20 protein-coding genes are annotated in these 26,602 nt (G+C 61.7%); 3 read left to right on the forward strand and 17 right to left on the reverse strand.

What is annotated here, in order from left to right; genetic code table 11:
* Positions 1-5 precede the first annotated feature (5 nt).
* Positions 6-875 (forward strand): CheR family methyltransferase, encoded by an 870-nt coding sequence (locus AC1DWZ_RS03280; RefSeq protein ID WP_477167430.1) that lies wholly within the window; start codon positions 6-8, stop codon positions 873-875.
* A gap of 208 nt (positions 876-1,083) precedes the next feature.
* On the opposite strand, the gene ctrA is transcribed toward AC1DWZ_RS03280, so the two are convergent.
* Entirely contained in the window at positions 1,084-1,797 is a 714-nt protein-coding gene (gene ctrA / locus AC1DWZ_RS03285) for a response regulator transcription factor CtrA (RefSeq protein ID WP_298683855.1), read from the reverse strand.
* A 303-nt stretch (positions 1,798-2,100) separates the two neighbouring features.
* On the opposite strand from ctrA, the gene fliI reads away from it, so the two are divergent.
* Positions 2,101-3,483, forward strand: a complete 1,383-nt coding sequence (gene fliI / locus AC1DWZ_RS03290) for a flagellar protein export ATPase FliI (RefSeq protein ID WP_477167431.1) — start codon at positions 2,101-2,103, stop codon at positions 3,481-3,483.
* Positions 3,483-3,908 (forward strand): hypothetical protein, encoded by a 426-nt coding sequence (locus tag AC1DWZ_RS03295; RefSeq protein ID WP_477167432.1) that lies wholly within the window; start codon positions 3,483-3,485, stop codon positions 3,906-3,908. Before fliI ends, AC1DWZ_RS03295 begins: the two co-directional genes overlap by 1 nt.
* On the opposite strand, the gene AC1DWZ_RS03300 is transcribed toward AC1DWZ_RS03295, so the two are convergent.
* The 16 genes from AC1DWZ_RS03300 to AC1DWZ_RS03375 all read right to left on the reverse strand — a co-directional run bounded on the left by AC1DWZ_RS03300 (position 3,905) and on the right by AC1DWZ_RS03375 (position 26,460).
* Positions 3,905-6,331, reverse strand: coding sequence for a hypothetical protein (locus AC1DWZ_RS03300; protein ID WP_477167433.1), 2,427 nt, complete (start codon positions 6,329-6,331; stop codon positions 3,905-3,907). The genes AC1DWZ_RS03295 and AC1DWZ_RS03300 overlap by 4 nt on opposite strands.
* Before the next feature lie 2 nt (positions 6,332-6,333).
* Positions 6,334-7,152: a nucleotide-binding protein gene (locus AC1DWZ_RS03305; RefSeq protein ID WP_477167434.1), complete on the reverse strand. Its 819-nt coding sequence runs from the start codon at positions 7,150-7,152 to the stop codon at positions 6,334-6,336.
* Positions 7,153-7,162: 10 nt separating this feature from the next.
* Positions 7,163-8,164 carry a flagellar biosynthesis protein FlhF gene (locus tag AC1DWZ_RS03310; RefSeq protein WP_477167435.1) on the reverse strand — a complete coding sequence of 334 codons (1,002 nt, stop codon included), beginning with the start codon at positions 8,162-8,164 and terminating at the stop codon, positions 7,163-7,165.
* Positions 8,165-8,308: 144 nt separating this feature from the next.
* Positions 8,309-10,426: a flagellar biosynthesis protein FlhA gene (flhA, locus tag AC1DWZ_RS03315; protein WP_477167436.1), complete on the reverse strand. Its 2,118-nt coding sequence runs from the start codon at positions 10,424-10,426 to the stop codon at positions 8,309-8,311.
* 92 nt (positions 10,427-10,518) lie between these two features.
* Positions 10,519-11,916, reverse strand: a complete 1,398-nt coding sequence (gene flbD / locus AC1DWZ_RS03320; RefSeq protein WP_477167437.1) for a sigma-54-dependent transcriptional regulator FlbD — start codon at positions 11,914-11,916, stop codon at positions 10,519-10,521.
* Between the two features lie 14 nt (positions 11,917-11,930).
* Positions 11,931-12,782, reverse strand: coding sequence for a motility protein A (locus tag AC1DWZ_RS03325; protein ID WP_477167438.1), 852 nt, complete (start codon positions 12,780-12,782; stop codon positions 11,931-11,933).
* Positions 12,783-12,804: 22 nt separating this feature from the next.
* Positions 12,805-13,146, reverse strand: a complete 342-nt coding sequence (gene fliN / locus AC1DWZ_RS03330) for a flagellar motor switch protein FliN (RefSeq protein WP_477167439.1) — start codon at positions 13,144-13,146, stop codon at positions 12,805-12,807.
* Between the two features lie 3 nt (positions 13,147-13,149).
* Positions 13,150-13,956 (reverse strand): FliH/SctL family protein, encoded by an 807-nt coding sequence (locus AC1DWZ_RS03335; RefSeq protein ID WP_477167440.1) that lies wholly within the window; start codon positions 13,954-13,956, stop codon positions 13,150-13,152.
* A 16-nt stretch (positions 13,957-13,972) separates the two neighbouring features.
* A complete protein-coding gene (fliG, locus tag AC1DWZ_RS03340) occupies positions 13,973-14,989 on the reverse strand; it encodes a flagellar motor switch protein FliG (protein ID WP_477167441.1) in 1,017 nt (338 codons plus the stop codon).
* Between the two features lies 1 nt (position 14,990).
* Positions 14,991-16,673, reverse strand: a complete 1,683-nt coding sequence (gene fliF, locus AC1DWZ_RS03345; protein ID WP_477167442.1) for a flagellar basal-body MS-ring/collar protein FliF — start codon at positions 16,671-16,673, stop codon at positions 14,991-14,993.
* Positions 16,674-16,942: 269 nt separating this feature from the next.
* Entirely contained in the window at positions 16,943-17,254 is a 312-nt protein-coding gene (sciP, locus tag AC1DWZ_RS03350; protein ID WP_477167443.1) for a CtrA inhibitor SciP, read from the reverse strand.
* 159 nt (positions 17,255-17,413) lie between these two features.
* Positions 17,414-18,112: a flagellar hook assembly protein FlgD gene (locus tag AC1DWZ_RS03355; protein WP_477167444.1), complete on the reverse strand. Its 699-nt coding sequence runs from the start codon at positions 18,110-18,112 to the stop codon at positions 17,414-17,416.
* Between the two features lie 24 nt (positions 18,113-18,136).
* Positions 18,137-19,870 carry a flagellar hook-length control protein FliK gene (locus tag AC1DWZ_RS03360; RefSeq protein WP_477167445.1) on the reverse strand — a complete coding sequence of 578 codons (1,734 nt, stop codon included), beginning with the start codon at positions 19,868-19,870 and terminating at the stop codon, positions 18,137-18,139.
* A gap of 10 nt (positions 19,871-19,880) precedes the next feature.
* Positions 19,881-22,433: a hypothetical protein gene (locus AC1DWZ_RS03365; RefSeq protein ID WP_477167446.1), complete on the reverse strand. Its 2,553-nt coding sequence runs from the start codon at positions 22,431-22,433 to the stop codon at positions 19,881-19,883.
* 16 nt (positions 22,434-22,449) lie between these two features.
* Positions 22,450-24,159 (reverse strand): flagellar hook-associated protein FlgK, encoded by a 1,710-nt coding sequence (gene flgK / locus AC1DWZ_RS03370; RefSeq protein ID WP_477167447.1) that lies wholly within the window; start codon positions 24,157-24,159, stop codon positions 22,450-22,452.
* A gap of 27 nt (positions 24,160-24,186) precedes the next feature.
* Positions 24,187-26,460, reverse strand: a complete 2,274-nt coding sequence (locus AC1DWZ_RS03375; protein ID WP_477167448.1) for a flagellar hook-basal body complex protein — start codon at positions 26,458-26,460, stop codon at positions 24,187-24,189.
* Positions 26,461-26,602: the final 142 nt, after the last annotated feature.

Below are 26,602 nucleotides of genomic sequence, written 5' to 3' on the forward strand. Positions count from 1 at the left end.
CGTCGATGACGATTACGGACTTCGACTTCATCTGCCAGATCTTGAAAACGCGGTCAGGCCTGCTGCTGACCAACGACAAGGCATATCTGCTGGAAAGCCGCTTGCTGCCGGTCGCGCGCAAGTGGAAGCTGGCCACATTCGACGATCTCGTGCGCCTCATTCGCACCAAGAATGACGAAGCAGTCATTCGCGATGTGGTCGAAGCGATGACCACCAATGAATCCTTCTTCTTCCGCGATACCAAGCCGTTCGACCAGTTCAAGCAAATCTGCCTGCCGGCACTCCTCAAGTCGCGCGCCGGTGCCAAGACCATCCGCATCTGGTCGGCCGCCTGCTCCTCGGGGCAGGAAGGCTATTCCCTGGCCATGATCCTCTCGGAAATGGGTGCGCAGTTTGCGGGCTGGAAGATTGAGATCCTGGGCACGGATCTCTCCGGTGAAATCCTGCAGCGCGCGAAAGAGGGGCTCTATTCGCAGTTCGAAGTTCAGCGCGGCCTGCCCATTACCTTGCTGGTGAAGTATTTCCAGCAAACCGGCGATCGTTGGAAAATCTCCGACGCGATCCGTAACAAGGTGCAGTTCCGCGAATGGAACCTGCTCAACGACCCGGCGCCACTCGGCAAGTTCGACATCGTGTTCTGCCGCAACGTGCTCATCTATTTCGACCAGCCAACCAAGACCAAGGTGCTGGCTGGCATCGCCAAGCAAATGCCGGAAGATGGCTATTTGTTCCTGGGCGGTGCCGAAACCGTGCTCGGGATTTCCGACAAGTTCCAATTGCTGCCCGGCCAGCGCGGTATCTACGGCCTCACCGGTGGCATCAAGGCGCCGACCGCGTTCGGTACGCCAGGCGTGGCGCCGGCAGCGCCGCGGTAAGCAAGTTCTTTTCTTTCATTGTGGACTGAAGTGGCGAGCGTGATTGCGCGCGTCTATGCGTTCCTGCTCTCTCAACCCCTAACCTTCCTCCAGGTTGGGGGAGGGAACTACGCCCGGTCTGCCGTGACCAATTCGGTTTCCACAAAAACAAATCCCCGGGACTGAGCCCGGGGATCGCGTCGTTTGACTTTATGAATCAGGGAACGCTTTAAGCGCTCTCGGCCGTCTTGGCGGGGAGGGTGCTGTCTTCCGGATCGCGCAGGACATAGCCACGACCCCAGACGGTTTCGATGTAATTGTCGCCGCCGGTCGCGGTGCTGAGTTTCTTCCTGAGCTTGCAGACAAAGACGTCGATGATCTTCAGTTCCGGTTCGTCCATCCCACCATAGAGATGGTTGAGGAACATTTCCTTGGTAAGGGTCGTGCCCTTGCGCAGGGAGAGAAGTTCCAGGATGCCATATTCCTTACCGGTCAAATGCAGCGGCTGGCTTTCGACCTCGACGGTACGGGTGTCGAGGTTAACGGTCAGGCGGCCGGTCTTGATGACGGAATCCGAATGGCCCTTGGAACGGCGGACGATCGCCTGAAGCCGGGCAATGAGTTCGCGGCGATCGAAAGGCTTGGTCAGGTAATCATCAGCGCCGAAGCCCAACCCCTTGATCTTGCTATCGAGCTCGGACAGACCGGAGAGGATCAGGATGGGGGTGTTAATGCGCGCGGCCCTGAGGCGGCGCAGCACTTCATAGCCGTCGATGTCCGGCAACATCAAATCGAGGATGATGATGTCGTAATCATAGAGCTTGCCGATTTCCAATCCGTCTTCGCCGAGATTGGTGGTGTCGACAATATAGCCCTCGGCTTTCAGCATCAGCTCGATGCTTTGGGCGGTGTTGGAATCGTCTTCGACGACTAGCACGCGCATGGCAAGGACCTCATTCGGTTCTCGACCTAAGCCGATTGATATGTGAATCTTAACCATTAATTACAGCTTATGTAAAGCGCTTGGCGTTAACTTTGAAGGTGGTTTGTGAAGGAAGTTGCTTCAGGAATTTCAACCTATTATACTGTAGGAACAGCGCGTTAACCGAAATTTCGAGGGGTGGAGAGGCATAAAGACTGTCTTAACCACTTATTTAATGACGGGACGGTAGTGTGGGGGCGGCTGATCGGGACCAGCGAAGCGCAGTTCCAGGGTCCGGCGCACAAGCGGAGCGAATTGTTCGGGATGAGCTCAACCGTACAGGGATTTGACGCCTTCTATCGCGAGCTCGAGCGTGTGCCCGAGACGCGCATCTATGGGCGCGTATCCGCGGTGGTTGGCATGCTGGTGGAGATCAGCGGCATGGAGAGCGCGCTCTCGATCGGCGCGCGCTGTGCGCTCATCGACCGCAATGCGCGCCACGTGCCGTGCGAGATCGTCGGCTTCCGCGACGGCCGCGCGCTCGCCATGACCTATGGCTCGCTGGAAGGTGTCGGCCTGGGCAGCAAGGTGCTGCTGGTCGATGGCGAACCGGTGGTGCGGCCGACACGCGCCTGGCTGGGGCGCGTTGTGAATGCCTTCGGCGAACCCATTGACGGCAAAGGGCCATTGCCGCAGGGCATCGAGCCTTGCCGCATCCGCAACCAGCCGCCACCTGCCCATACCCGCGCCCGCGTTGGCGGCAAGATCGATCTCGGCATCAAGGCCATCAACACCTTCGCCAGTGTCTGCAAGGGACAGCGGCTTGGCATCTTCGCGGCGTCGGGCATCGGCAAGTCGGTACTGATGTCGATGATGGCGCGCTATACCTCGCTCGACATCAATGTCATCGGCCTCATCGGCGAACGCGGCCGCGAGGTGCAGGAATTTATCGAGGACGAGCTGGGGCCGGAGGGGTTGGCGCGCAGCGTGGTGGTGGTGGCGACCTCCGATGAATCGCCGTTGCTGCGGCGGCAGGCGGCGCAGATGACCCTGGCACTTGCGGAATATTTCCGCGACCAGGGCGAAGACGTACTGTGCCTGATGGATTCAGTCACCCGTTTTGCCATGGCGATGCGCGAGATCGGATTGTCGGTCGGCGAACCGCCGGCCTCGAAAGGTTATACGCCATCGGTCTTTGCCGAGCTGCCGCGGCTTCTGGAGCGTGCTGGCCCTGGCGTGGTGGGGTCGGGCTCGATCACCGGACTGTTCACTGTGCTGGTCGAAGGCGACGATCACAACGAACCGATTGCCGACGCCTGTCGCGGCATTCTCGATGGGCATATCGTGCTGGAACGCTCGATCGCCGAGCGCGGGCGCTATCCGGCCGTCAATATCCTGCGGTCGCTCTCGCGCACCATGCCGGGCTGCAACAACGAATTCGAAAATGCCGTCGTGCGTGAGGCGCGGCGCCACATGTCGGTATATGAGGACATGGCGGAACTAATTCGCCTGGGTGCCTATCGCCGTGGCACCGATGCAGCGGTTGATGCCGCGATCCAGCTCTATCCGGAGATCGAGAAGTTCCTCGGCCAAAGGCGTGAGGAACGCTCGGACCTTGCCCATGGTTATGCGCAACTCGGCCAGATCGTGGGTGTGGTGAACGACACGCCACCGCTCGATACCGCCACGGTCGAGGCTGACGGCTGATGAACGGTCTCAATCAACTCCTGCGGCTGCAGAAATGGACGCTCGACGAAAAACGGCGCCAGGCCTCCGATCTCGTGGGGCTCATCGATCGGCTGCAGGGTGATATCGCCAAACTGGATGACGAGGTGGCGCGGGAAATCGAGGTGGCGCGGACCGACCTCGAAGCCAGTCGCCATCTGCCGCCCTATCGCGATATGATGGCCAAGCGCCGCGACCGGCTGGAGCAGTCGGTCGCTGACGTCACCCTGGAACTTGACCGGGTGCGTGAGGAAATTGCCGAAACCTTCGGCGATATCAAGAAAACCGAGCAGACCATCCAGAACCGGCAGGAACGCAAGCGCCAGGCGGTGGCGCGGCGTGAGCAGATCGAGACCGACGAGATGGGATTGCAGCAGCACCGCCGCAAAGCAAAACGGGACAGCTAGACCGTTACGGTCGGTGTGCTGCGCTTGAGGTCATCGAGCGGGATCACGGGGAACTCATCCACCGTCTGGAAGGCGATGCTGCCGGTAAAGCCGGTGAGGCCACGCGCTTCTTCATAGATCGCCTCGATATCGAGGCGCATGCGGTCATTGAGCCGGGCGCGGCTGCGGATCATCAGGTCGAAGCGCTGCTTGCGCATCAAGCCATCGAGTTGAAACGGACCAAGTCGTGAAAAATCCGCCTCGACCACGAAACGCGTCCCGGTGCCGCCGCCGGGCCGGTCTTCGGCTTCGCCTTTTTTCGGGCGGCGATAGAAGAGGTTGACCTGGGTGACGCGACCCTGATCGTCGATCACCGGCAGGAACAAGGCACGCCAGTCGACCTCGGGCCGATCCTGGGCAAGCGCCGAGAGCTGCGAAAATTCACCGCGCAAACGCCGCACCATTTCCTCGCGCTCGGCGCCGGCGCCCTTTGCTGCGAAGAGTGGTCCCAGCAGCTTGCCGATATCGCCCGCCCGCAATGCTGCCATGGCATTCATCATGCCGGTGCCGAGCTTGTTGCCGGCATGGGGCAGCATCGCCAATGCCTGCCGAGCCATATCGGGATCGAGATTGTCAGCCCTGGTCTGGCCGTTGCCGGCACCTTGGAAAATCGCAATGAGATCCGCCAGCGTCGGCCAGCTTTGTGCCAGAGTGAGGAGCGCCTGCTGCGGTGTCTGTACCACCGGCATTGCGACGCCGGACGGCGGCGGGGCCACGTCCAACGTGTCGATCGCCAGCGCGAGCCGCGCGCCCACGGCAAGGCTGGAACGGTTCTGCAGCATGATATCGCCCAAAGGCGTATGGATGACGGCGTGCCCTGCCGGTGTGATCGAGACAACGCGACCGAAGATCACCTGGCCCTTCGCATCATGCGGATCGGTCGCGATGGGATCGAATTCGATTTCCTGGTCGAGCTGCATCTGGACGGCGAGCACGCGCAGCTTGAGTTCGGCGCCCAACGGCAACGGCGCCGCCTTGCCAAGCAAGTTCTCCGGCCCTGTAATGGGCGAGGGCTTTTCGCCGGGTGTCGCAGCAGCACTGGCAAAGAGTGCCAGAATGCGCTGCTTTGCGTCAGTGCCGAAGGCTGTGCTGGCGGGGATCTGACCGCTCAGCCCGCTGGGCTGAGATGTCTCCGGCGCGGTGGCAGGCTGGCCTGGCGTCCGCGGCAGTGGCGTATCGTGGCCGGCATATTCCTGGGCGGCCAGCGCGGGTGCCACGGTCGAGGGTGCATAGGCGGTTGTGATCGGTGGGCCGCTGGTCACCTTCTTCTCGGCTCCCACCCCCAGCAACGCTGCCTGCAGAGTCGCGGCCGATGAGGGTGCCGGTGTTACGACGTTGGCGGGGATCGGGATTCCTGGCGACGACGTCGGCAACGACGTGGCTGTGACAGGTGTCGATGACACGGGAGCCGTCGGCGCTGGGGCAGTCGGCAAAGTGCCCGTGGGAACTATTCCAGTCGGAATTGCTCCCGTGGGAATTGCCCCCGTGGGAATTGCCCCGGTGGGCTGCGTCGTCGTGGGGGCGGACACCGGTGGAAGGGCGGTCGTTGGAAGCGCCGCGGGCGGTGCCGGTTGTGGTGGCTGCGCCTGGCTGGCAATTGGGGGCACGGGATTTTGTGGCGCCGGAATCTGCGGACCTTGTGCTGGTGGCTGTGTCGGCTGTTCCGGGATCGGCTGAGGCGCTGCCTGCTGCTGAGGCGGCAGCGGCTGCGGTATAGGCGGCAAGGGGGACAGCGCGACCTGCGGCACAGGCGGCTGTGCCTGCTGTGGCGCAGGTGTATCAGCGGGCAAAGGCGAAGCCTGCACTACGACGGCACGGAGGCTCGAGCCAACGAACTGGATGCTCGGCTGATCCGGCCGCGCCTGCGTCGCGGCCGGCACGTTAGGCGCCTGCCCCTTGGCGTCCGCGGGTCGGGGGTCTGGGCCGCGCGCATCCGGGCCGGGTGCCGAGGTTGGCGGCAGGGCAGGCGGCTGCGCGGTCTGGGCTGCCGTTGTGGCATGCGGCTGGCTGGCGGCGGTTTGTGCCGCCTGCGCCCCCGCCGCACTGGCGGCAACCGTGGTGTTGCTCGATGCACCGCGCTGCGGCGTATCGTTGGCAAGGATCAGCACCTGCAGCCGATCGCCGGCCGGGCGCACTTCAAGGGTGACCTGGGCACCAGCTTGCAGCGGCACATTGCTGGCGACGCGGACTGTGCCCTTGTCCGTGGCGATGGCGGTCAGGCCATCGCTTTCACGGCCCAGCACGACGCCCTTGATAATGGTCCCCGGATCGAGCTGGCGAAAGCCGCGCGGTGGATCCGGCACCGTCCCCAGCACCGAACTGGTAGCCACCGGACCGGAAGGTCCGAGGAAGCGGCCACCAAGCGGGTTGAGGAAGTCGCTCATATCTAGTTGGGAGCGTTGCGCGCCCGGCTGGCCACGATATAGCCAGCCAGCGCTTCGACATCCTGCGCGGCGATGGTGCCGGGATGGCGCGTGAGCAACGGTGTCTGCGCGCGGATCGCGTCCTTCACCTTGGGATCACGGCGGATGATGCCGAACAGGGGCGGGTTGATCTTGAGGAAGTTCTGGCAGGCCTTGGACAGGGTCGCATAGGTCTGTTCGCCCTGGATGACATCCTGGGCACTGTTGACGACGATGCCGATCTTGGAGGTCGCCTGGTCGGCCGTCAGCATCTTGATCAAGGCATAGGCGTCGGTGAGCGTGGTCGGCTCGTCGTTGGCGACCACGATGATGGTGGCGCACAGGGCCGCCAGCAGGCGCACCGGCCGGTCGATGCCAGCGCCCAGATCGACAACCACCCGGTCATAGTTTGTGGCGACATCGCGCAAGCCGGCGCCGAGTATGTTGAGCCTGTGCAGCGGCATGTTGGCAAGGCTACCGGAACCGGAGCGGCCGGCGATCACATCAAAACCGGCGGAGCTGCGCGTTGCTGCCCGTGCCAGGGGCAATTGCCTGTCCAGTGCTGTGCCGAGGTCGATGGCCGGGGTCAAGCCCAGTTGGATATCCACGTTGGCAAGGCCAAGATCGCCATCGAACAGCACGACGCGGTCACCACCGCGCGCCAGGGCCTGGGCCAGCGAAATGGCAAGCCAGGTCTTGCCGACGCCACCCTTGCCCGAGGCGATGGCGATGGCGCCGCCAATCGTCGCCGCCTCCTTGGCGAGGTTGACTGGCTTGGTGGCGGATTGACCCTGTTCACTCATGCCGATTCACTCATGATCGAATTCCATTTGCTTGCAAAGGCAGGTCGCGTGCCGACGATTTAGGTACGGCCATCACCGTCTGGAGCAGCCATTCGGCGAGGCGTTCGGCACCGGCGATTTCCAGGCCGCTGGCGATTTCCGGCGAAACACCGAATTCCGCCAAGGACAGCCTGCCTGCTTCCGCAGCCGCCAGAATACCACCGTAGCGCCGCGCCGCGTCAATCCGCGTGGGGATGAGCCGGACGGCCCCCGCTTCGGCAAAGAGCTGGCCCAGTTCACCGGATTCGACCGGGCAGCCGCCGGCGGCCATGACCAGAACCATTTCGGCCTTGACCGTTTCGGCGAGCTCGCTGACATGGGCAAGGTCGCCACTGTCCAACGGATTGCTGCCCACGGTGTCGATGATCACGAAGGCACCGGCTGGTGCCTGCTCGACCGCGCGCTTCAAGGTCGCGGCATCCTTGGCGCGATAGGCCGGCACCTGCAAGGCCTTGGTATAGGTGCCTAATTGTTCGATAGCGCCGGCCTTCACCACGTCGCAGGTGATGGCGATGGCTGGCCAGTCGCGCAATCTGGCGCGCGCCAGCAATTTGGCAAGCGTCGCAGTTTTGCCGGCACCTGGCAGGCCCACCAGCATTACCGGTCGTGCAGGCTTGCGCTCGGTCAGTGGCTGGCTCGGAAAGCGCAACCGCAACGCGGCGGCCAGTGCCTGGTGGGGATTTTCCATCAGCACGGTCGCCGCCTGATGGGTCAGGCGTTCGGCAAGAGCCGCCGGCACGCGGTGAAATTCAAGCGCCTGGGCGATGGCATCGAGAGGATCGAGGGCCCCGGATCCGCTCGCCTGGACACCGCGTGGCTGGGCCAGGATCGCCTCGCGGTCCAAGGCGGCCGTGATCTTGAAAGCCTTGCCGATCTGCTCGGTGTTCAGGATGACGGCATCGGGGCCAAGCTCTGCTTTCACCAGCGCCATGGCGTCCTTGATGCTGGGTGCGTTGAAGGTCCTGAGACGCATGTCAGGTGTGTCTTGTCGTTAAAGAATCGTCATCCCCGGGCTTGACCCGGGGATCAGCTTCTGTTGCCGAAATGTTGCCGGCAGATCCCCGGATCAAGTCCGGGGATGACGATCTAGATGAGGCCTGAACGAGTCTGCGCATGGTCAAATCTGGCCGAGCGTGCGGATCTTTGCCTTCGGGTGAATCTCGTTCTGCGACATGACGGTCGTCGCCGGCCGGAAACGCTCCACGATCGAGCGTACGAAGGGGCGGATGCCGGGGCTGGTCAGCAGGACCGGGCTATCGCCCATGATGGCGAAGCGCTCGAAGGTCTGCCGGACACTTTGGATGAATTGCTGCAATTCGCTGGGCGCCATCACCAACTGACGTTCCTCGCCATCGCCGCGCACGGCATTGGCAAAGGCCTGTTCCCATTCCGGCGACAAGGTCACCAGCGGGATGACACCCGAATTGTCTGTGGCGGCATCGGATATCTGGCGCGCGAGCCGCGCACGGACATGTTCGACGATGGCGTTCACATTGCGCGAATAGCCGACGGCCTCCGCGACGCCTTCCAGGATGTTGGCGAGATCGCGGATCGAGATACGTTCGGTGAGCAGTGCCTGCAGCACGCGCTGCACGGCGCCCACGGAAATCTGGCCGGGGATCATGTCGGCCACCAGCTTCTGGTGCTCCTTGGGCAGCTCATCGAGCAGCTTCTGCGTTTCGGCGTGGGACAACAGTTCCTGCATGTTGTCCTTCACCAGCTCGGTGAGATGCGTGGTGATGACCGTTGCCGGATCGACCACGGTGTAGCCGCGGAACAGGGCTTCCTCGCGGGCGCTGGGATCGACCCACATGGCGGGGAGGCCAAAGGTCGGCTCGGTGGTTTCCTCACCGGTCATGTTGATCTTGTCGCCGCGCGGATCCATGACCAGGATCATGTTGGGGCGGAGATCGCCGCGGCCCGCCTCGATCTCCTTGATGCGGATGACATAGGAGTTGGCGTTGATCTGCAGATTGTCCTGAATGCGGACGGCCGGCAGCACGAAGCCCATCTCGCCCGCCAATTGCCGGCGCAGCGCCTTCACCTGGTCGGTCAGGCGATGGCCGCGTTCGGTGTTGATGAGACCAAGCAAGCCGTAGCCGAGCTCGAGCCGGATCGCGTCCAGCTGCAGGGCGGTCGAAATCGGCTCTTCTGCCACGGGTACATGGGATTGTTCGGTCACCACCGCCTGCGCCGCTTCGGCCACCACCTTGTGCTGATGGCGCATGACCAGGAACGCCATGGTGCCGGTGATAGCGGCAAGGCTCATGAACGGGACGGTCGGGATGCCAGGCATCAGAGAGAGGAGCGACATCAGGAAGGCGGCAAGGCCAAGCGCTGCCGGATAGCCGGACAGCTGTTTGAAGAGCGCTTTGTCGGTCGACCCGGAGACGCCGGCCTTGGTCACCAGCATGCCGGCGCCGGTCGACACGATCAGGGCCGGGATCTGCGAGACGAGGCCGTCACCGACGGTGAGCAGCGTGTAGGTCGAGGCCGCTTCGCTCATCGAGAGGCCTTCTTGCGCCACGCCGATGATGATGCCGCCGATGACGTTGATGAAGACGATGATCAGGCCGGCGATGGCGTCACCGCGGACGAACTTGGCGGCACCGTCCATGGAACCGAAGAAGTTGCTTTCGTCTTCCAGCGTCTTGCGGCGCTGCTTGGCTTCCTTTTCATCGATGAGGCCGGCCGAGAGGTCGGCGTCGACCGCCATCTGCTTGCCGGGCATGGCGTCCAAGCTGAAGCGCGCAGACACTTCGGCGATGCGGCCGGAACCCTTGGTGATGACGACGAAGTTCACCAGCACGAGAATGGCAAAGACAATGATGCCGATGACGTAATTGCCGCTCATGATGAAGCCGCCAAAGGCCTGGATCACGTGGCCGGCAGCGTCAGTGCCTTCATGGCCATGGGTCAGGATGAGGCGGGTGGAAGCAAGGTTCAGCGCCAGGCGCAGCATCGTCACCAGCAGCAGGACCGTGGGAAAGCTCGAGAAGTCGAGCGGCTTCTCGATGAACAGCACCGTCATGAGGATGAGGATGGAGACGGTGATGGAGAAGGCGAGGGAGATGTCCAGCAGCCAGGCCGGCATCGGGAAGATCAGCACCGAGAGAACGGAGACCAAGCCCAGGGCGAGCGCAATCTCGCCGCGCTTCATGAACTTGATGGCCTGGCCGAGCGCGCCCATGCCGGCGCCGCCCGCGTTGTTATTCCCCGTCGTCGTGTCGGTCATCGACCGCTACCCCTTCATCACAACTTATTCAAACAATAGCGGGCAATCAGGCGTGGAAATCCATAGTCCTAGCACGATAAGGCACAGCACGATCAGGCACTGGCAGCTTCGCTTTCGCCATGGGCGGGCGGTACGGCAAAACCCTCGTCATTATATTGCTTGAGCTTGTTGCGCAGCGTCCGGATCGAAATACCGAGGATGTTGGCGGCATGGGTCCGGTTGCCGAGGCAATGGCTGAGCGTGTCGATGATGAGATCGCGCTCGACCGCGGCCACGGTACGGCCGACCAGCGCCGTGGTACCCGCAGCCGCTACGGCGGCAGCCTTGGCGACAGCACTGTCGGTGGGTGAACTGGCGGCAATCATGCCGGCACCCACCGCGGGCAGGCCCCGGCCGCCGGTCAGCATGATGGCGTCCTGCTCGATGATCGGCGAGTGGGTCAGCAGGACTGCGCGGTGCATGGTGTTCTCAAGCTCGCGCACATTGCCGCGCCATTCGTGGGCACGCAGCGTGTCGAGAACATCCGGTGCGATGGAGTCGATCTGCACGCCGTTGGCGGCTGCATACTTATGGGCAAAATGCTCGGCCAGCAGGGCGATATCGCCGGGCCGTTCGCGGAGTGGCGGCAGTTCCAGCGACATGACGTTGAGGCGGAAATAAAGATCTTCGCGGAAGGTACCTTTGCGCACTTCTTCCTGCATGTCACGGTTGGAGGTAGCGATCAGGCGGATATCGACCCGGACCGGCTGCGAACCGCCGACACGGTCGATGACCCGTTCCTGGACGGCGCGCAGCAGCTTTGCCTGCAGGCGCGGATGCATCTCGCTGATTTCGTCGAGCAGCAGGGTGCCGCCGGTCGCTTCCTCGAACTTGCCGATGCGGCGCGCAATGGCGCCGGTAAAGGCGCCCTTTTCGTGACCGAACAATTCGGATTCCAGCAGGTTCTCCGGGATGGCGGCGCAATTGACCGACACGAACGGCTTGTTGGAGCGCTTGGAATGGGTGTGGATATAGCGCGCCATCACTTCCTTGCCGGTACCGCTTTCGCCGGTGACGAGAATGCTGGCATCGGACGGTGCTACCTGGTCCGCAAGCTTCAGCGTGGCCTTCATGATGGGGTCGCTGAAGATGAAGGCCGAGCTCTCTTCGGTGACGGCAGCAAGGACGGCGGCGATCAGTTCGGCATCCGGCGGTAGGGGGATGTATTCCTTGGCGCCGGCCTTGATGGCGCGGACGGCGATTTCAGCCGAGGTGCCGATGCCGCAGGCCACCACCGGAATGCTGATGCGCTCGCGTTTCAGGCTGTCGATCATGCGGTGAATGTCGAGGCTGACATCGAACATGATCAGCTCGGCACCCTGGCCGTTGCGCAAGGCGGTCATGGCCTGGTCGACATCGTCGACATGCGCCACCTTGGCGCCCCGGCTGATGGCAATCTTGCCAGCCAGGGTGATGTGGCCATCAAGGGATCCGACGATGAGAAGTCGCATCGGTTAGTCTCCGTTCAATCGAAATATTTGACGCGTTGGCTGGCTGGCAGAATGGTGTTCAGCACCAGTTCCAGTCGCCGCGGATTTTCCTGCCGCCCGATCGACAGGGCGCCCAGGATGAAGATCTGGTTGATCAGCAATTCGATGGCTGAATTGCGTTCGAGCTTGCTGGCAATCGGCAGGAAGATGACATTGGCCAGCACGGCACCGTAGAAGGTGGTGAGCAAGGCAACCGCCATGGCCGGGCCGATGCCTTCCGGCTGATTGAGCGAGCCCAGCATCTGCACCAGACCGATCAGGGTGCCGATCAAGCCCATGGCTGGTGAAACTTCAGCCGCACGGCGCAGGATGCCGGTCGAACGCTGATGGCGCTGCGCCATGGCATGGGTTTCGAAGGTGAGGTTGCGCTCGATTTCCTCGATCGGCATGCCGTCGACCAGCATGGTCATGCCGCGCAACAGCAGGGGATCGGTCTTCAGGCCATAAAGTTCGTTCTGCATGGCGAGGAGGCCGCGCCGCCGTGCCCGTTCGGCAAGCTGCAGCGTTTTGGCGGCCGCTTCATTGGGGGTCTGGCTGCGCTTCAGCAGGGTACGCGCCATCAGCGGCTGTGCCTGTATGACTTCCGACCAGGAGTAGGAGACGGTGGTGATGGCAAAGGTGCCAGCCACGACAATCAGGATCGACGGCACGTCGACGAAGGCCAGCCAGTTGCCGCCGAGCACGATCGCGATGCCGATCAGCGCCAGGGCACCCAGCAGGCCCATCACGGTCGCCATATCAAGACCCTGGCGCACCGGCTCCAGCCGCAAGGGCTGGTCGCTCTTGGCGGTGAAGTTCTGGATCGGCTCGTTGGCTGTGTCGGACATGCTTGCTGTTCCTGCTGCCTAATCAGCCGCGATCGGATTTGATGATTTCGGTCATGGTCACGCCGAGCCGGTCTTCCACGACGACGACCTCGCCGCGCGCGACCAGGCGGTTGTTGACATAGATGTCGACGGCCTCGCCGACCTTGCGATCGAGCTCGACCACGGCACCGCGGCCGAGCTTCAGGAGCTGGCTTACCTGCATGGTGGCACGGCCGAGCACGGCCGAGACCTGGACCGGCACGTCATAGACGGCATCCAGTTCCTTGGCGTTGGTCGGAACGCGGTTGCCTTCGGCAGTGGTATCAGGGCTGCCGGCAGCCTGCTCATCGAATTCCTGCAATTGCAGGTTCTCTTCGTCGCCCATGACTCACTCCTCGGTCGGTCGGTTGCTTTGGTCGCTGCCGACATTTTCAGACCCGGCCTGGTCAGCCGGAATTGCGGTATCCGCCGCCACTGCCAATGTCGGCGCGGGGGCAGGGGTGATGTCCTGCAGGGTCAGGCAGCGATCGAGCGCCGCCGAGACCAGCTGCCAAATGGCATCGCTATGGCGCTCAAGGCCGCCATCGGCCCATTCAATGCTGCAGGAGGCGTCGGCCAGGCTGTCATCGCCAATCAGATTGATGCGGCCTTCGAAATGCTTGCCAGCCGCCAGCGATGCGATCTTGGCTTCGAGATCCGGCAGCAGGCCGGCCGGCACGCGCGCAGTCAGGCGCGGTTCGCGGCGCAGATCCACAAGGCAGCGTTCGATCACCGCCTCGACCTCGGCAAGACCACCGCGGCGCGTGAATTCCGGCAGCATCTTGCCGGTCATGGCCAGCGCCAGCGTCGCTGCTTCGCCGAGGATCGCGGCACGGTCCTGGGAGAGGTCGCTCTTCATTGCGGCAATCTGCGCGTTGAGCGTTGCGAGAACCGCGCCGATCTGCGCTTCGATCTGGGCCTGGGCTTCCGTACGGCCCTTGGCAATGCCTTCCTTCAGGCCCTTGGCATGCGCTGTAGTGCGGGCTTCGGCCATCTCCGCTTCGCTGAAAGTCGGTTCCGGCGGCGGTGGCGGCGGGGGCGGGGGTTCGACGACAGCCGCTGCTTCGCTCTTCGCCTTGCGCGCAAGCGTCCGCAACGTCGCCGGGTCGGCATCGTCGAAGTCGGTCTCGAAGAGAAATTTGCGCACCGTTTTCAAACCACTGTTCCCCAGATCAATAGATCAGTTCGTCTTCGCCCTTGCTGTCGGCCAGGATCAGTTCGCCCTTGGCCGCCAGTTCCTTGGCGAGGTTGACCATCGTCATCTGCGCTTCTTCGACATCCTTGAGGCGCACCGGTCCCATCGCGGCCATGTCTTCCCGCAGCATCTTCGAGGCGCGTTCCGACATGTTGGACAGGAACAGGTCTCGCAGGCCTTCGGACGCGCCTTTGAGGGCGATCGGCAGCTTGGTCTTGTCGACGCCGCGCATCAAAGTCTGCACGCCGCCCGGATCGAGCTTGGAGAGATCTTCGAAGGTGAACATCAGCGACTTCACCTTCTCGGCGGAATCGCGGTTGCGTTCTTCGAGGGCGGTGACAAAGCGCTGTTCGGTGTTGCGATCGAGATTGTTGAAGATCTCGGCGATCAGTTCGTGGGCATCGCGCTTCGACGAGCGGGCAAGGTTGGAGAGGAACTCGTTGCGCAGCGTGCGCTCGACGTCGTCGATCACGTCCTTCTGGATGGATTCCATGCGCAGCATGCGCATGATGACTTCCATGGCGAAGGCTTCCGGCAACAGGGCAACGACGCGCGAGGCGTGATCCGACTTGATCTTCGAGAGAACGACGGCAACCGTCTGCGGATACTCGTTCTTCAGATAGTTGGCGAGCACGCTTTCGTTGACGTTGGAAAGCTTGTCCCACATCGTGCGACCGGCCGGACCACGGATTTCTTCCATGATCTGGTCGACCTTCGACTTGTCGAGCACCTTCATCAGCAGGCGTTCGGTCGATTCGAAGGTACCGGTGAGCGAGCCGGTCGAGGAGATGCCATCGGCAAATTCGACGAACAGACGCTCGACCACGGTGGCGCTGACCGTGCCCAGATTGGCCATGGTCTGCGAGATCTCGCGGATCTCGTCGTCGTGCATCATGGCAAAGAGCTTGGACGCACTCTCTTCACCCACCGACATCAGCAGGAGGGCGGCCTTTTGCGTTCCGGTCAGGGACCTATAATCATCCTTGCTGCGCATGTCAGGCTTCCTGGTACATCCACTGACGCATGATATTCACTGCCTGTTCCGGGTGCTGGTCAACCAGGTCGGCGATCCTCTTGAGAGACGAGGCACGCACGCGGCCTTCCACCTGGTTGATGTCGATCATTTGTTCGATCTCATTGGCGATGTTGGTGATTTCACCCATGCTGGTCGGCTGGCCACTGGTCAGCGCCGCCAAATCCGGTACCGAACCGGGGAGGGCCAAGGCGGCCGCAGCACCCGGCGGCAGGGCAGCGCCACCCGGACCCGCGATCGCAAACTGTTCGGGAGCGGCTCCCGGGATCGCCAGCAGGCGGTTGAGGAGCGGACGCACGACCAGCAGCAGAACCAGGACGGCGACCAGCGAGAGCACCACCAGTTCGGCGATGCGCATCAGATCGGCCTTGTCGAGGCCAAGGATATTGACGCCTTCGTCGGTCACTTCCGGCTCGGCGAATTGCATGTTGATGACTTCGACGACATCGCCGCGCTGGGCGTCGAAGCCGACCGTGGATTTCACCAGGGCAGAAATCTGATCGAGCTCGGCCTGCGGCCGGGCCGCGTAGGCGCGGGTCCCGTCGGGGGCGATGGTGTAGGTGCCGTCGACCAGCACGGCGACCGACAGCTTCTTCACGTCGCCGCTATGCTTGATTTCGGTCTGCACCTTCTTGGAGATCTCGTAATTGACGGTCTCCTCGGTACGCTGAGTGGTGCTGTTGCTGGTATCGCCGGCGCCGCCACCTGCTGCAGCCGGCGGGTTGGGCACATTGTTGGCAACTGAGACGTTGTTGTTGGCGGTCTTTTCGTTGCTCTGCTCGTTCTCGTCCACTGTCTGGGTGGAGCGGACGACCTGGCCATCCGGATCGAAGCTTTCGGTGTTGGTGGTAACCTGATTGAAGTCGAGATCGGTGGTGACCTCGGCGCGCACCTTGCCGGCGCCCAGTGTCTGGGCCAGCAATTCCTCGATCGCCTGGGTCATGCGCAGTTCGAAGGCGCGGCGCATCTCGTCGGCGTTTGCCGAGGTCAGTTCGTCTTCGGAACCACCCTTGGCCAACAGATGGCCCTTATCGTCGATGACCGACACATTGGCGGTCTTCATGCCGGGGACGGAGGAGGCGACCAAATGCTGGATCGCGGCAACCTGTTCCTTTTCCAGCGTGCCCTGCAGGGTTACCACCACCGACGCCGTCGGCTCGGCCTTGTCGCGGGAAAACAGTTCGCGCTTGGGCATCACCAGATGGACGCGGGCACCCTTTACTTGGCGCAGCGAGCGGACGGTTCGCGCAAGTTCACCCTCTAATGCACGCAACTGATTGATCTGTTGGACAAAATTCGTGGTGCCGAGGGAGTCTGCGCGATCGAAGATCTCGTAGCCGATCGATCCGCCATTGGGCAGCCCTTCGCCCGCCATGGCGAGGCGGACACGGCCGACTTGATCGTCTGGCACATAAATCTGGGCGCCGTCGCCCTTCACCTCGAAAGGCACCTTGGTCTCTTCGAGCTTGGCAGCGACGGCGGCAGAATCCGTCGCGTCCAGCCCGCCATAGAGCAAGGACATGCCCGGCGTGGTGAGTCTCGTGCCGATAAAGGCGAAAAAGGCAATCAGCGCCAGCGCCACCGCGGCGAGACTTGCAAGTCGCACAGGGCCAAGATTGCGCAACGTCTGCATAAAGGGATTCACGTTAGCCACTCGCTCCTGTAGGCAGCTTTTGCCGACTCGGCCGCACGAATTCGACTAAAATTTTATATACTAAAATTTTCGTCGAATTGCTTGAGTTCGGCTCCAAACCATGTCGGAAACGAGTGTCAGAATAGGAACCAGGGTTTAAAGAGAGATTAACGGCGGAAAAAATTGCCTAGAACCTGAGAAGATTCTGCCTAGCTAGCTATTTGATATGGTTAATATTTCTTCAGCAATCCACAGGCATTAAGGAATATTACCTCAAGCACTCACGAGTGTGGGGATTCATCCTCAGGCTCGACACGATCGATAGTACGATAATCCTGAATGCGCGTCGTCCGCAGGCCGCGAAGCCCATGGCGATCGATCGCGCGCTGCCAGGAAAGGAACTCTTCGACTGAGAGTGAGTAGCGTTTGCAGGCTTCTTCGATGCTGATCAGGCCGGCGCGGACGCCAGCGACCACCTCCGCCTTGCGACGGATCACCCACCGGCGGGTGCCTGGTGGGGGCAAATCGTCGATGCTCTTGGGTTGAGCATCAATCAGGCTGTTCTGTGCTGGTCTCAATTCTGCCATGGCCATGCTGGGCATCCTGGGGGGGATCTCCCGTTTGTCTGGTCTCGGTTCGGACCATTCATACGCCAAGGCCATTTAAAAAAGTCCTAAACAGGCTATCGATCGCGCTCATTAGATGTCGGCAAAACCGATAAAATCCATTGAAAATACAATAGTTTGATCGCCTTAGGCGTCGTCGGCCACCGGCTTGGTGATGTGTTGGACCTTGTCCAGCGGCACACGAATGGTGCCGACATTGAGATAAACGGCCCCATCCACGATGTCGGCCGAATCAACCGTGCCGTAGCTGGTGATAGGTGCCGTGTACTGCTTGCCGGCGGCATCCTCGTAGCTGACGGCGACCGTATATTGGCCATCTGGCAGCTGATTGCCGAAGACGTCGGTACCATCCCACTGCGCCGGGTGCGTGCCGACACTGTGGTCCGCCTCGGTGATCATGACGACCTGGTTGTTCTTATCGCGGATGGTGAGGGTTGCCTTGGTCGCGGATTTATCGAGCGTGTAATCGAAGCGGGCGTGCTTGTCCTGCAACATGACCTTGTCGCTGTCGATCGCGACGTCGGTGCCGATGAAGCTGACCGCTGAATAGGCGTTGGTCGCACCCTGCAGGTTGATCAGCTTTTCCAGATTCTTGTTCGACTTGATCTGCTGCTCGACCGAGGAGAAGGCAACCAGCTGCTGGGTGAACTGGGCGGTGTCCATGGGTGAGAGCGGATCCTGGTTCTGGAGCTGCGTGGTCAGCAGGGTCAGGAAATTGTCGTAGGTATCGGAAAGGCCGCCGAGCGCGTCCGGGGTGGTACTGGCGTTGGCTGCAGCGGCTGCCGTGTTGTCAGCCAATGTTTGGCTGATGCTGGGGATATCCATCGCGCTACTCTCCAATGCTCAATTCTAGACCTGAACGTCAACCCAACCGTCGCCGGTCGCGATCACCGGAGCTGCTGTGGTGGCAGGCAGGTCATCGGCGCCATTGTCCGCCGCCAGACCGCTGCCCCCTGAACCAGTTCCGTTGCCGGAACCGAAGTCACGGGCAAAAGCTTCCGGATCGCCACCCTGGAGACTGAAGGAAAGGTCACCCGGGCCAGCTTTCAGACCAGCCTCTTGCAAGGCCCGTTCCAACGCCTTCATGTCGCGTTGCAAAAGATCGAGCGTGGCCGGCCGTTCGACCATGACGGAGGCCTGGACGTTGTTTTCCTCGTCAATATCGAGCTTTACGTGGATCCGGCCGAGCTCGGTCGGTGAAAGCTGCAACGTGATGCTGCCGTTTCCGTCGCGGAGCGAGCGCTGAATGCTGAGCGCCACTTGATCGTGGACCGGCAAATTCTGCAGGTGCTGGCGCAGGCTGGCCACGAAGTCGCCGCGCCTGATCGCGCTGCCCTGGGCCAGATGGAGGTTCCATCCGGGGAGGCCCGTGGAGGTGCCAAGGCCAGAATCGAAGCCAATCGGCGCGACCGTACTGAGAGTTGCTGCGCTGCCGGCAGTACTGCCGGCACTGGCCTGGGTTACTGCGGCGTGAAGATCGGGTGTTGCCTGCGCATTGTTCTGGGCGCCGGGATGCGCACCACCATTGGTTCCCTGGGTGGCCCCCTGGCCGACGGATGCGGTTTTGCGGCCACCATTGTTATTGCGGCGAAAAAGATTGCCCGGATCTTCGAGCTGGCGCTCGTTATCGGCGGTGAGGGCGACTTTCTGGGCCTCAGCGTCGGTGGCATCGAGATCGCCAGACGTTGCCAAGGCGACCGTGGCTGCAAATGTAACCGCGGGCTTGGCCGTATCTGCCGCCTCATCCGTTTTGGCGGATGCACCAATCGAGGATTCTGGCGCAGCATCTTGGCCGCTGCTGGCGATATCGGCGATGTCGGGCAGGGAGGCAGTGGCAGCAAGTGCTGCAGCTTCACCGATATCAGCCGACGGCTTCGTCGCCGTATCCGGGGTGGTGGGGTTTACCTGTGGGACAACGTCCGTGCCGATCTCGCGCGTCACGACCGTTTCGTCGACGGGTACAGCACTGGCGACCAGGGCGAGTCCAGCCTGCGGCTCTGCGCTTTGATCGGGTTCGTCACGCTTGCCGCCGTCGGCGCCGGTATCGCCACCATCAGTGCCGAGGCCCGCATCCTGCGAGTCATCAGGCAGATCAGTTTCGGTCGCAGCGTCGACCTGACTGCCGGTGTCGAGCATTTCGCCTTCAGCGACGTCGTCAACCTGTTGGTCATCACAGCCGCGCTTGGTGATGGCGTCTTGCTTGCGGTCTGTGCGAACGGGGGTGGCGGGGCGGTCGTCCAGCGATTGACTGGTCTTTACTGCGGAATCGTCGCTCTTGCCGCTGGCGACACGATCGCGGTCGATGTGACGGTCCTGACGCGACAGCGGCGCCGTCAGATCGTTGCGCTGGCCCGCGTTCGGGCTGCTGCTGGGCAGGCCGCGGCCGCTGCGCAATGAGGCGGTCGTTGTGTTGGTGGCTGCCTTGATCTGATCTAGCGCCAGGTTGTCGGCGCGCTGGCTCATAACGCCGAACAAAAGATCGGCGAAGCCACCGGTTTTTGCGCCAACATCCTTATCCGCCAATCTGGCGGTTGCAGTCTTGCTGGTGAGGCCGAAAAGATTGTCGATCCGATTGGTGTCCATGCAACGGTCCTCAAGCCAGGAAATTCACGAGAGAGATCTGGTTGGTGGTGCCCATCACGGCAAAGATCGCCTGCAATTGGGTCTGCGCCACGTCGATCTTGGCGGCAACCTCGTTCTTGTCGACCTCTTCTATCTGGGCAGTGCCGTCGGTATAGAGGTTGATCGACGTTTGATGCGACAAGGTCGTGGCCGAGATGAGCGCATCATTCACCGTGTTATCGGCATGCAGCGCGCGGATCCCCGTCAGTGCATCATTGGTGAGCCCGCGGGCGATTTCGATCTTAGCCTGGTAATTGTCGATATCCTCGACCGCCGACTTCGCATAGCGCAGCGCCAGCTGCAGCTTCTGGAAAGCCGCCTCGTTGGCCGAAAAGCTGCTGCGAATGGTCAATTGGTCGGCGATCGTGAGCTTGCCGCGTTCCCAGGCATTGGCCGAATCGAATGTTTCCTGATGCTCGTTGTAGATCGGCGCCACCGGATTTGTGACGACAGTCGGCTGAATGACCTCAAGGGCCGTGGTCAGTTCAACGCCCGGCGTGTTCGATGTGATCGTGAAGGCGCCTGTGCCCGTGGCCCCGGCGTTTGCGGTCACGCCCATGCTGGGCACCGCAGCGTTGACCAGAGCCACCAGATTGATGGCGATAGCGTCCATGTCGCGTTCGCTGCCCGTGGTGGTATAGCGGACGGTACGGCCATTGATCGTCAGCTCAAAGGCATCACCCTTGCGGCCAACGGGACCGGACAGGCTGACCGTGTCGATCTGCGGCAAGGGGCCGGCGGGAATATTGGCCACATTCGTGGTGATGACGGGGGCGGCACTGACCTGGCCGACGTCGGTCGTCAGCACGGCGGTATAGGTCATGGCGGTGCCCGGCGTGTCGGATTCGACCACCAGCTTATTGTTCTTGATGGAAGCCGTGACACCGAACCCGCCGGCATTGATCAAGCCAGCGAATTTCTGTGCCACTGACTTTTCATCGTCAGCGGACGTCGTCGTGACGCTGAACGGGCCGCCCACGGGCGCCGTAAAGTTGATGGTGTAGATGTCGCCGGCATCGCCGAACGGCCCGGGAAGCGCGATCTGGTCTTCCTGCGCCACAGGCACCACCGTGCGCTGGGTGGTCTTGATCGTCGCCGCATCCTGCACCGCGCCATGAGACTCGAAGGCGGTGCTCGAGGCGATCTGGATCTGGCCATTGCCCGGCGCCGTCACGGTGACGGAGAAGGGCGGCTGATAGGCCGTAATCTTGTCAATGAGCTTATTGACGATGTCGTCGAGGCTGGTCTCGTCGCCGGTCGTTTTATAGGAAATGGTCACCGGCAAGGTATTAGTCGGCGGGTCCATGATGGTGACGCTATAGGTCTCGTTGATCGTGCCCACGGGGCCTGCCAACTGGATGAGGTCGACCTGCGTCGCACCGATCGGAATATTCGGCTGGACCGTCGTCGCCTTGGACGGCGTCGGATCGGTGCCGGTAATGGTCGTGCTGAAGGCCGTACCAGGGGTCGTTGCCGTGATGGTCAGACCCTTGGCATCAACGTCGCTCACGGTCACGACGCCGGTCAACGGGACCGAGGCATTGATTGCCGTGCGGAGCTGGTCGGCCAGTTCCTGAGCCGTTAGCGGACCATTGAATGTAAAGTTCTGGGCGTTGATCGTGAAGGTTTCCGACTGCAGCGCGCCGAGATAATCGGTGCTGATGCGGACCTGCTGCACCGTCGTACCCGCCGCCAATTGCTGAACGGTGGACGAAGTTGCCGAATTGGCGCTGCCCGAGGGATCCGGGAGACGGTCGAGATCAACCACCGGCAGCTTGTCGTTGGAGGTCACCCCGCCAAACAGAAAGCGGTCGTTGACTTGTTCGTTGAGCAGCGCCTGCAACTGGCTCATGGCGCTGTCGATCTGGCCGACGATCGGGGATATCTTGCCGGCTCGGGTCTGTTCCGCGGTCACCTCGTTGTCGGCGCCACCCGTCACGTTGGTGACACTGGCCGCGACGTTATACGAAATGCCGATTTCTTTGGCCGTGATGATGATCTGGCTGTTGACCACCTTGGCGACGACTCTGGTATTGGGCTCGGCATTGATCTGATCGGTGAGATTGCCGGCGATATCGTCGAGGCTGCCCTCCAGGCCGCTGGTGACATAGGAGTAGAGCTTGCCGTCCACCGTCACCTTATAGATGTCGCCGACATCGCCGATATCACCGACATCGTTGCCGAATGTAATCTTGTTCTGCTGCGTCGTCGGCGGGTCCGTGAGCGGGCTCAGGAACGCGCTGTACATGTTGCTGGCCATCTTCTCCATGCTATCAAAGACCTTGTCATAGGCTTTGACGTCGGGAGTGGCGGCCTTGATCGCGTCGAGATAGCCTTCGCGACGCTGAATTTCGGCACGAAGATCGAGCAGACGCGAACCCTGAACGCCATAAGTCACCAGATTGGTCGACTTCTTGCCGGTATTGAGCTGCTGCGTGAGCAGGGCAAGCGAGCTTTGCAGGCTCTTGAAGCCGGCTGCGTTGCCGAGATAGGCGGCGTAGGAACTATAGGCGTTGATGCTCATCTTCTAATCCTCAACCCTATCTGACCGCGGCCTGTAACGTGTCGAACAATGTCTGGATCACGGTCAGCAACCTTGCCGATGCGGCGTAGGCATTCTGCAGGACCTGCAGATTGGCGAGTTCGTCATCAAGATTGACGCCGACTTCGGCCTGATAGCGCTGCTCGGTCTGGGACAGGCTCTCAGTATCGAATTTTGCCTGGTCGGCAATCGATTTGGCGTTGGCGATAGCGGTGCCGGTCAGGCCCACCAGCATGCCCTTATAGGAGACACCGCTGATCGTGAGACCCGCTGCCACATAGGTGCGGTCTGTGCTGTTGAGGGCATTGACCACGTCCGAGGCGGAATTCTTCTTCAGCTGCTGAGTGCCGTCGAGCAGGGACTGATTGACCTGGAAACTGAAGCGGTCGGTGCCGGTGAAAAAGCCGCTTTTGAGTTCAGGCAATTCGCCATTGACCCGTGTGGTGACAGAGAACGGTGTGTCGGCCGCACTGCCCACCAGCTGGAACTTGGAGGCACCGGCAATGGCGGTGACACCCAATGTCGTATCGCCATTGACCAGGGCCGCGAGCTTGCTGGCGATGGCATCAAGGGTGGCGTCAGTGGCCTGCGCGGTATAGCTGAAGATACGGCCGTTGATCTCGACCTCAAAAACGTCGCCGGCGCGCAGGTCACCAGTCAGGTTGACGGTCGAATATTGTGCTGAATTGGGTTGCGCCTGGACCGTGGTCTGGAACGAGGCTTCGATACGCAAGGACTGGCCGGCAGCATCATAGGCGGAACTGAATGTCGAGCCCACTGTCGAAGTCAGCGCCTTGACCACGGCGTCAAGCTGCGAGCGCATCTTGCGGATGACTTCGGTCGCCGGATCCGAGCTGACCGGCAGGGCCTTGCCGCTGTTGTCGAGACGGAAGTCGAGAAGGGCGCGGATCTTGCCGTCGCGCAGCAGGGTATCGACCGGGGTGGTCGTGTCCTCGCTGCGGAAGATGTTGGTGCCGTCATAAATGAAATTGGAGGGTGGGCCGTCGACCAGGCTGAGGCCAGCCGGCGTAAACAAGGCGATGGCGCCGTTGTCGCGCTCGATCGTGCGCACGTCGACATATTTCGCCACTTCACGCACCAGCTGGTCGCGCTGGTCAATGAGCTCGGCCTGTTCGGTGCCGCCCTCGGCGGTGGAGCGCAGTTTAACATTGAGCTCGAACACCTGCTCCAGCAGGCTGTTGAGCTGGCCGACCGATTGCGTGACATCGTCCTTGGCAGCGCCGTCGATGGAATCGATACCGGCGGCAACCCGGTTGATCTCCTCGGTCAGCTGCTCGCCATAGCGGATCACCGCCGTCTGTGCCGCCTTTGATTCCGGGGTCGCCTGCAAGGTCTGCCAGGCCGCGGTGAACTGCGACAACAGATTGGGCAGGGCGGCCTGGTCGGAACTCGTCCCCAGCAGCTGCTGGATCCGGGTCATATAGTCGTCCTGCGCGCCGCTGGTGCCGTTGCGCGCGATCAGGCTTTCCATCTGCTTGCGCAGGCTTTCGTTGACGGCGGACGAATAGGAGGCGACGCCGACACTGCCGATCTGCGATTCGCCAAACACCAGGGATTCGCGGTTGAGCGTCTTCTTGGTGTAGTTGGGGTCGTTGACATGGGCAATGTTGGCCGACAGCACCTGGATGCTGGCCTGATTGACCCGCAGGCTGGAGACCGCGGCGTTGAGGGCGCCTGTCAGTGACATGACTGCCTATCCCGATCTGTTCTTTATTTACCGCTTGATATTGATAATGTCCTGCAACATCTCGTCCGCTGTGGTGATGACGCGTGTATTGGCGGAATAAGAGCGTTGCGTGACGATCATCTTTGAGAATTCTTCGGCAATATCGACATTGGAACCTTCGACGGCCGAGCCGCGTAATGTGCCTGAGCCGTTCTCACCGGCACCCGAGAGGCGTGCCGAGCCGCTGTCGAATGTTTCGGTGAAGGCCTGTGCACCTTCGCGCTTCAGGGTGTTGCCGTCGTAGAACTGGGCGATTGGAATTTTGAAGAAGATCCGGCTGCGGCCGTTGTCGTAGTTGAGTTCGACATCGCCATTGTCGCGGATGTTGAGGTCCTTGAAGATGCCTTGCGGTACACCGTCCTGGGTGAAGCGGCGCACATCGATCGTCTGACCAGCGAACTGCGTTGCCCCTTCGGTGGTTTGGAACTTGCCGAGATTGAGCTCGATCACCTGCGGGCCAACGCCATAGTCGACCTGGAAGGTGATGATGGCATCGTCATTGGCGCTCTGTGCCGTCGGCGTGGTGGCGTTGCCGTTGATGTTGTAGGCGTTGCTGATGCCCACCAGCTTGCCGGCCGTGGCCGCCGTCGTGCCGAACTGCACGTCGATGAAGGAATTGGTCGATCCATTGGAAGCGCTCACCGTCGAGCTGAAGGCCGTGCCGGCGTTGATGGCGGTCAATTGCACCGTGCCGCCGAGGGCAGTGGCACTGACGCCGAGCGAGGAATTGGCATTGATCAGTGCCGCAAGGCCGATGGCAACGTCGTTGAGACTGGTTTCGGTGCCGTTGGCGATATAGGAGACGGTTTGCGCGCCGACGTTGACGGTCCAGGTATCACCGATTTCGCCCGGGCCCACGGTGCCGCTCAGCGTGACCGTATCGACCTGGGCGGTCGGCAGGCCGTTGGCCGTGGTGTTCACGGAGGAAGCGCCGGTTGCCGTGGCGAGAGTCAGGGCGCCTACCGTCAGGGTGTCGGAGACAACGTTGGTAAAGGTGCCCTGCGCGGCATCGGCGTCGATCAGGATCGTGTTGCTGGCGCCAGGTGACGCCGTGACCTGCCCATTGACGGTCACGTTGGCGTTGATCAAGGCGATGAGGCCGTCGCGTGCGGTCTGCGCGGTCTCGACGCCGACCGCAGTATAGGTGATCAGCGTGCCGTTGATGGTGGCGCTGATGGTGTCGCCGGCGGCGAGACCAGTCACTGGGATGGTGACAGTATCGGTCTGGCCGGAACCGCTGCCCCCCAGGGTCAGCGTGAAGGGTGTGCCGCCAACATCCGCTGAAACGTCGAAGGTGGTAGCAGTGAGGTTGCCGGCGGTTACCTGTGCCGAAAGGCCTGGATTGCCATTGATGGCGGCAATCAGCGCAGAGCCCACGGTCGACTGGCTGTAGCCGCCGACCGGTGCCGTCACGGTGACGGAATTGGAGCCGATGGTGAAGGTTAGCGACTGGCCGAAAGCGAGGCCGTCGGACGGCAGTGTGACGGTATCAACCTGTGAGACCGCCGGCACGTTGGCCGTGGTATTGGCGACCGCCATGGCCTGATCGTTGACACCGACGAGGGTGCCGGACACCGGATCGAGCGTGCTGTCCGCGGCGACGATGTCGAGCTTCCACAGATTGTCGGCGCGCTTGGCCCAGACCAGCGACACGGTATGCGGATTGCCGAGTGCATCATAGACCTTGATATTGGTAGGCGCGAGGGCAGGCGTCGGGTTCACGACAGAACTGGCCGGCAGGTTGCCGACGAATTCCAATTCGGTGGTGGCCGTTGGTTCGTCGATCGTCTGCGTAATCTGGATCGGCGCCAGTGTCGCCGTGTCGGCGATGCCGGTGGTCTCGTCGACCGCCCAGCCATTGAGATAGTAATTGCCGTTGTTGACCAGATAGCCGTCGCGGTTCACTTCGAAGTCGCCGGCGCGGGTGTAATAAGGCAGATCGTTGAACAGCGTCTGATTGGCCGTTTGTGATTCAGGACGGCTCACCACGAAGAAGCCCTGGCCGCTGATAGCCATGTTGGTGAGGGTCTGCGTCTGATTGACGTTACCCTGCAGCGAATTGGCAAAGTAGGGGGAGGCCACGACGCCACCTGGCTGATGCAGGTTGGCGTTGGAGACGGTGATCAGCGTCTCGAAGCGCGTATCGACCTTCTTGTAACCGGTTGTCTGGGAATTGGCGATGTTGTCCGAGATATGTCCGAGAGATTTGGACTGGGCGTTTACACCACTAACCGCCGTAAACATTGCCCCAAGGATGCTCATCTTGCTGCCTCTTGTCGCTGATAAAGCTGTTCGTTGAGCTGTTAAAGCAAGTTGCGGGCCAACAACTGCGAGGCATTTTTATTGATATGTATCAGAGGTATAGGGAATGGTGAGAAGCGGAGGGCGGCAATTGACGTCGTGC

The organism is Dongia sp. P2_B8 (assembly GCF_056404715.1).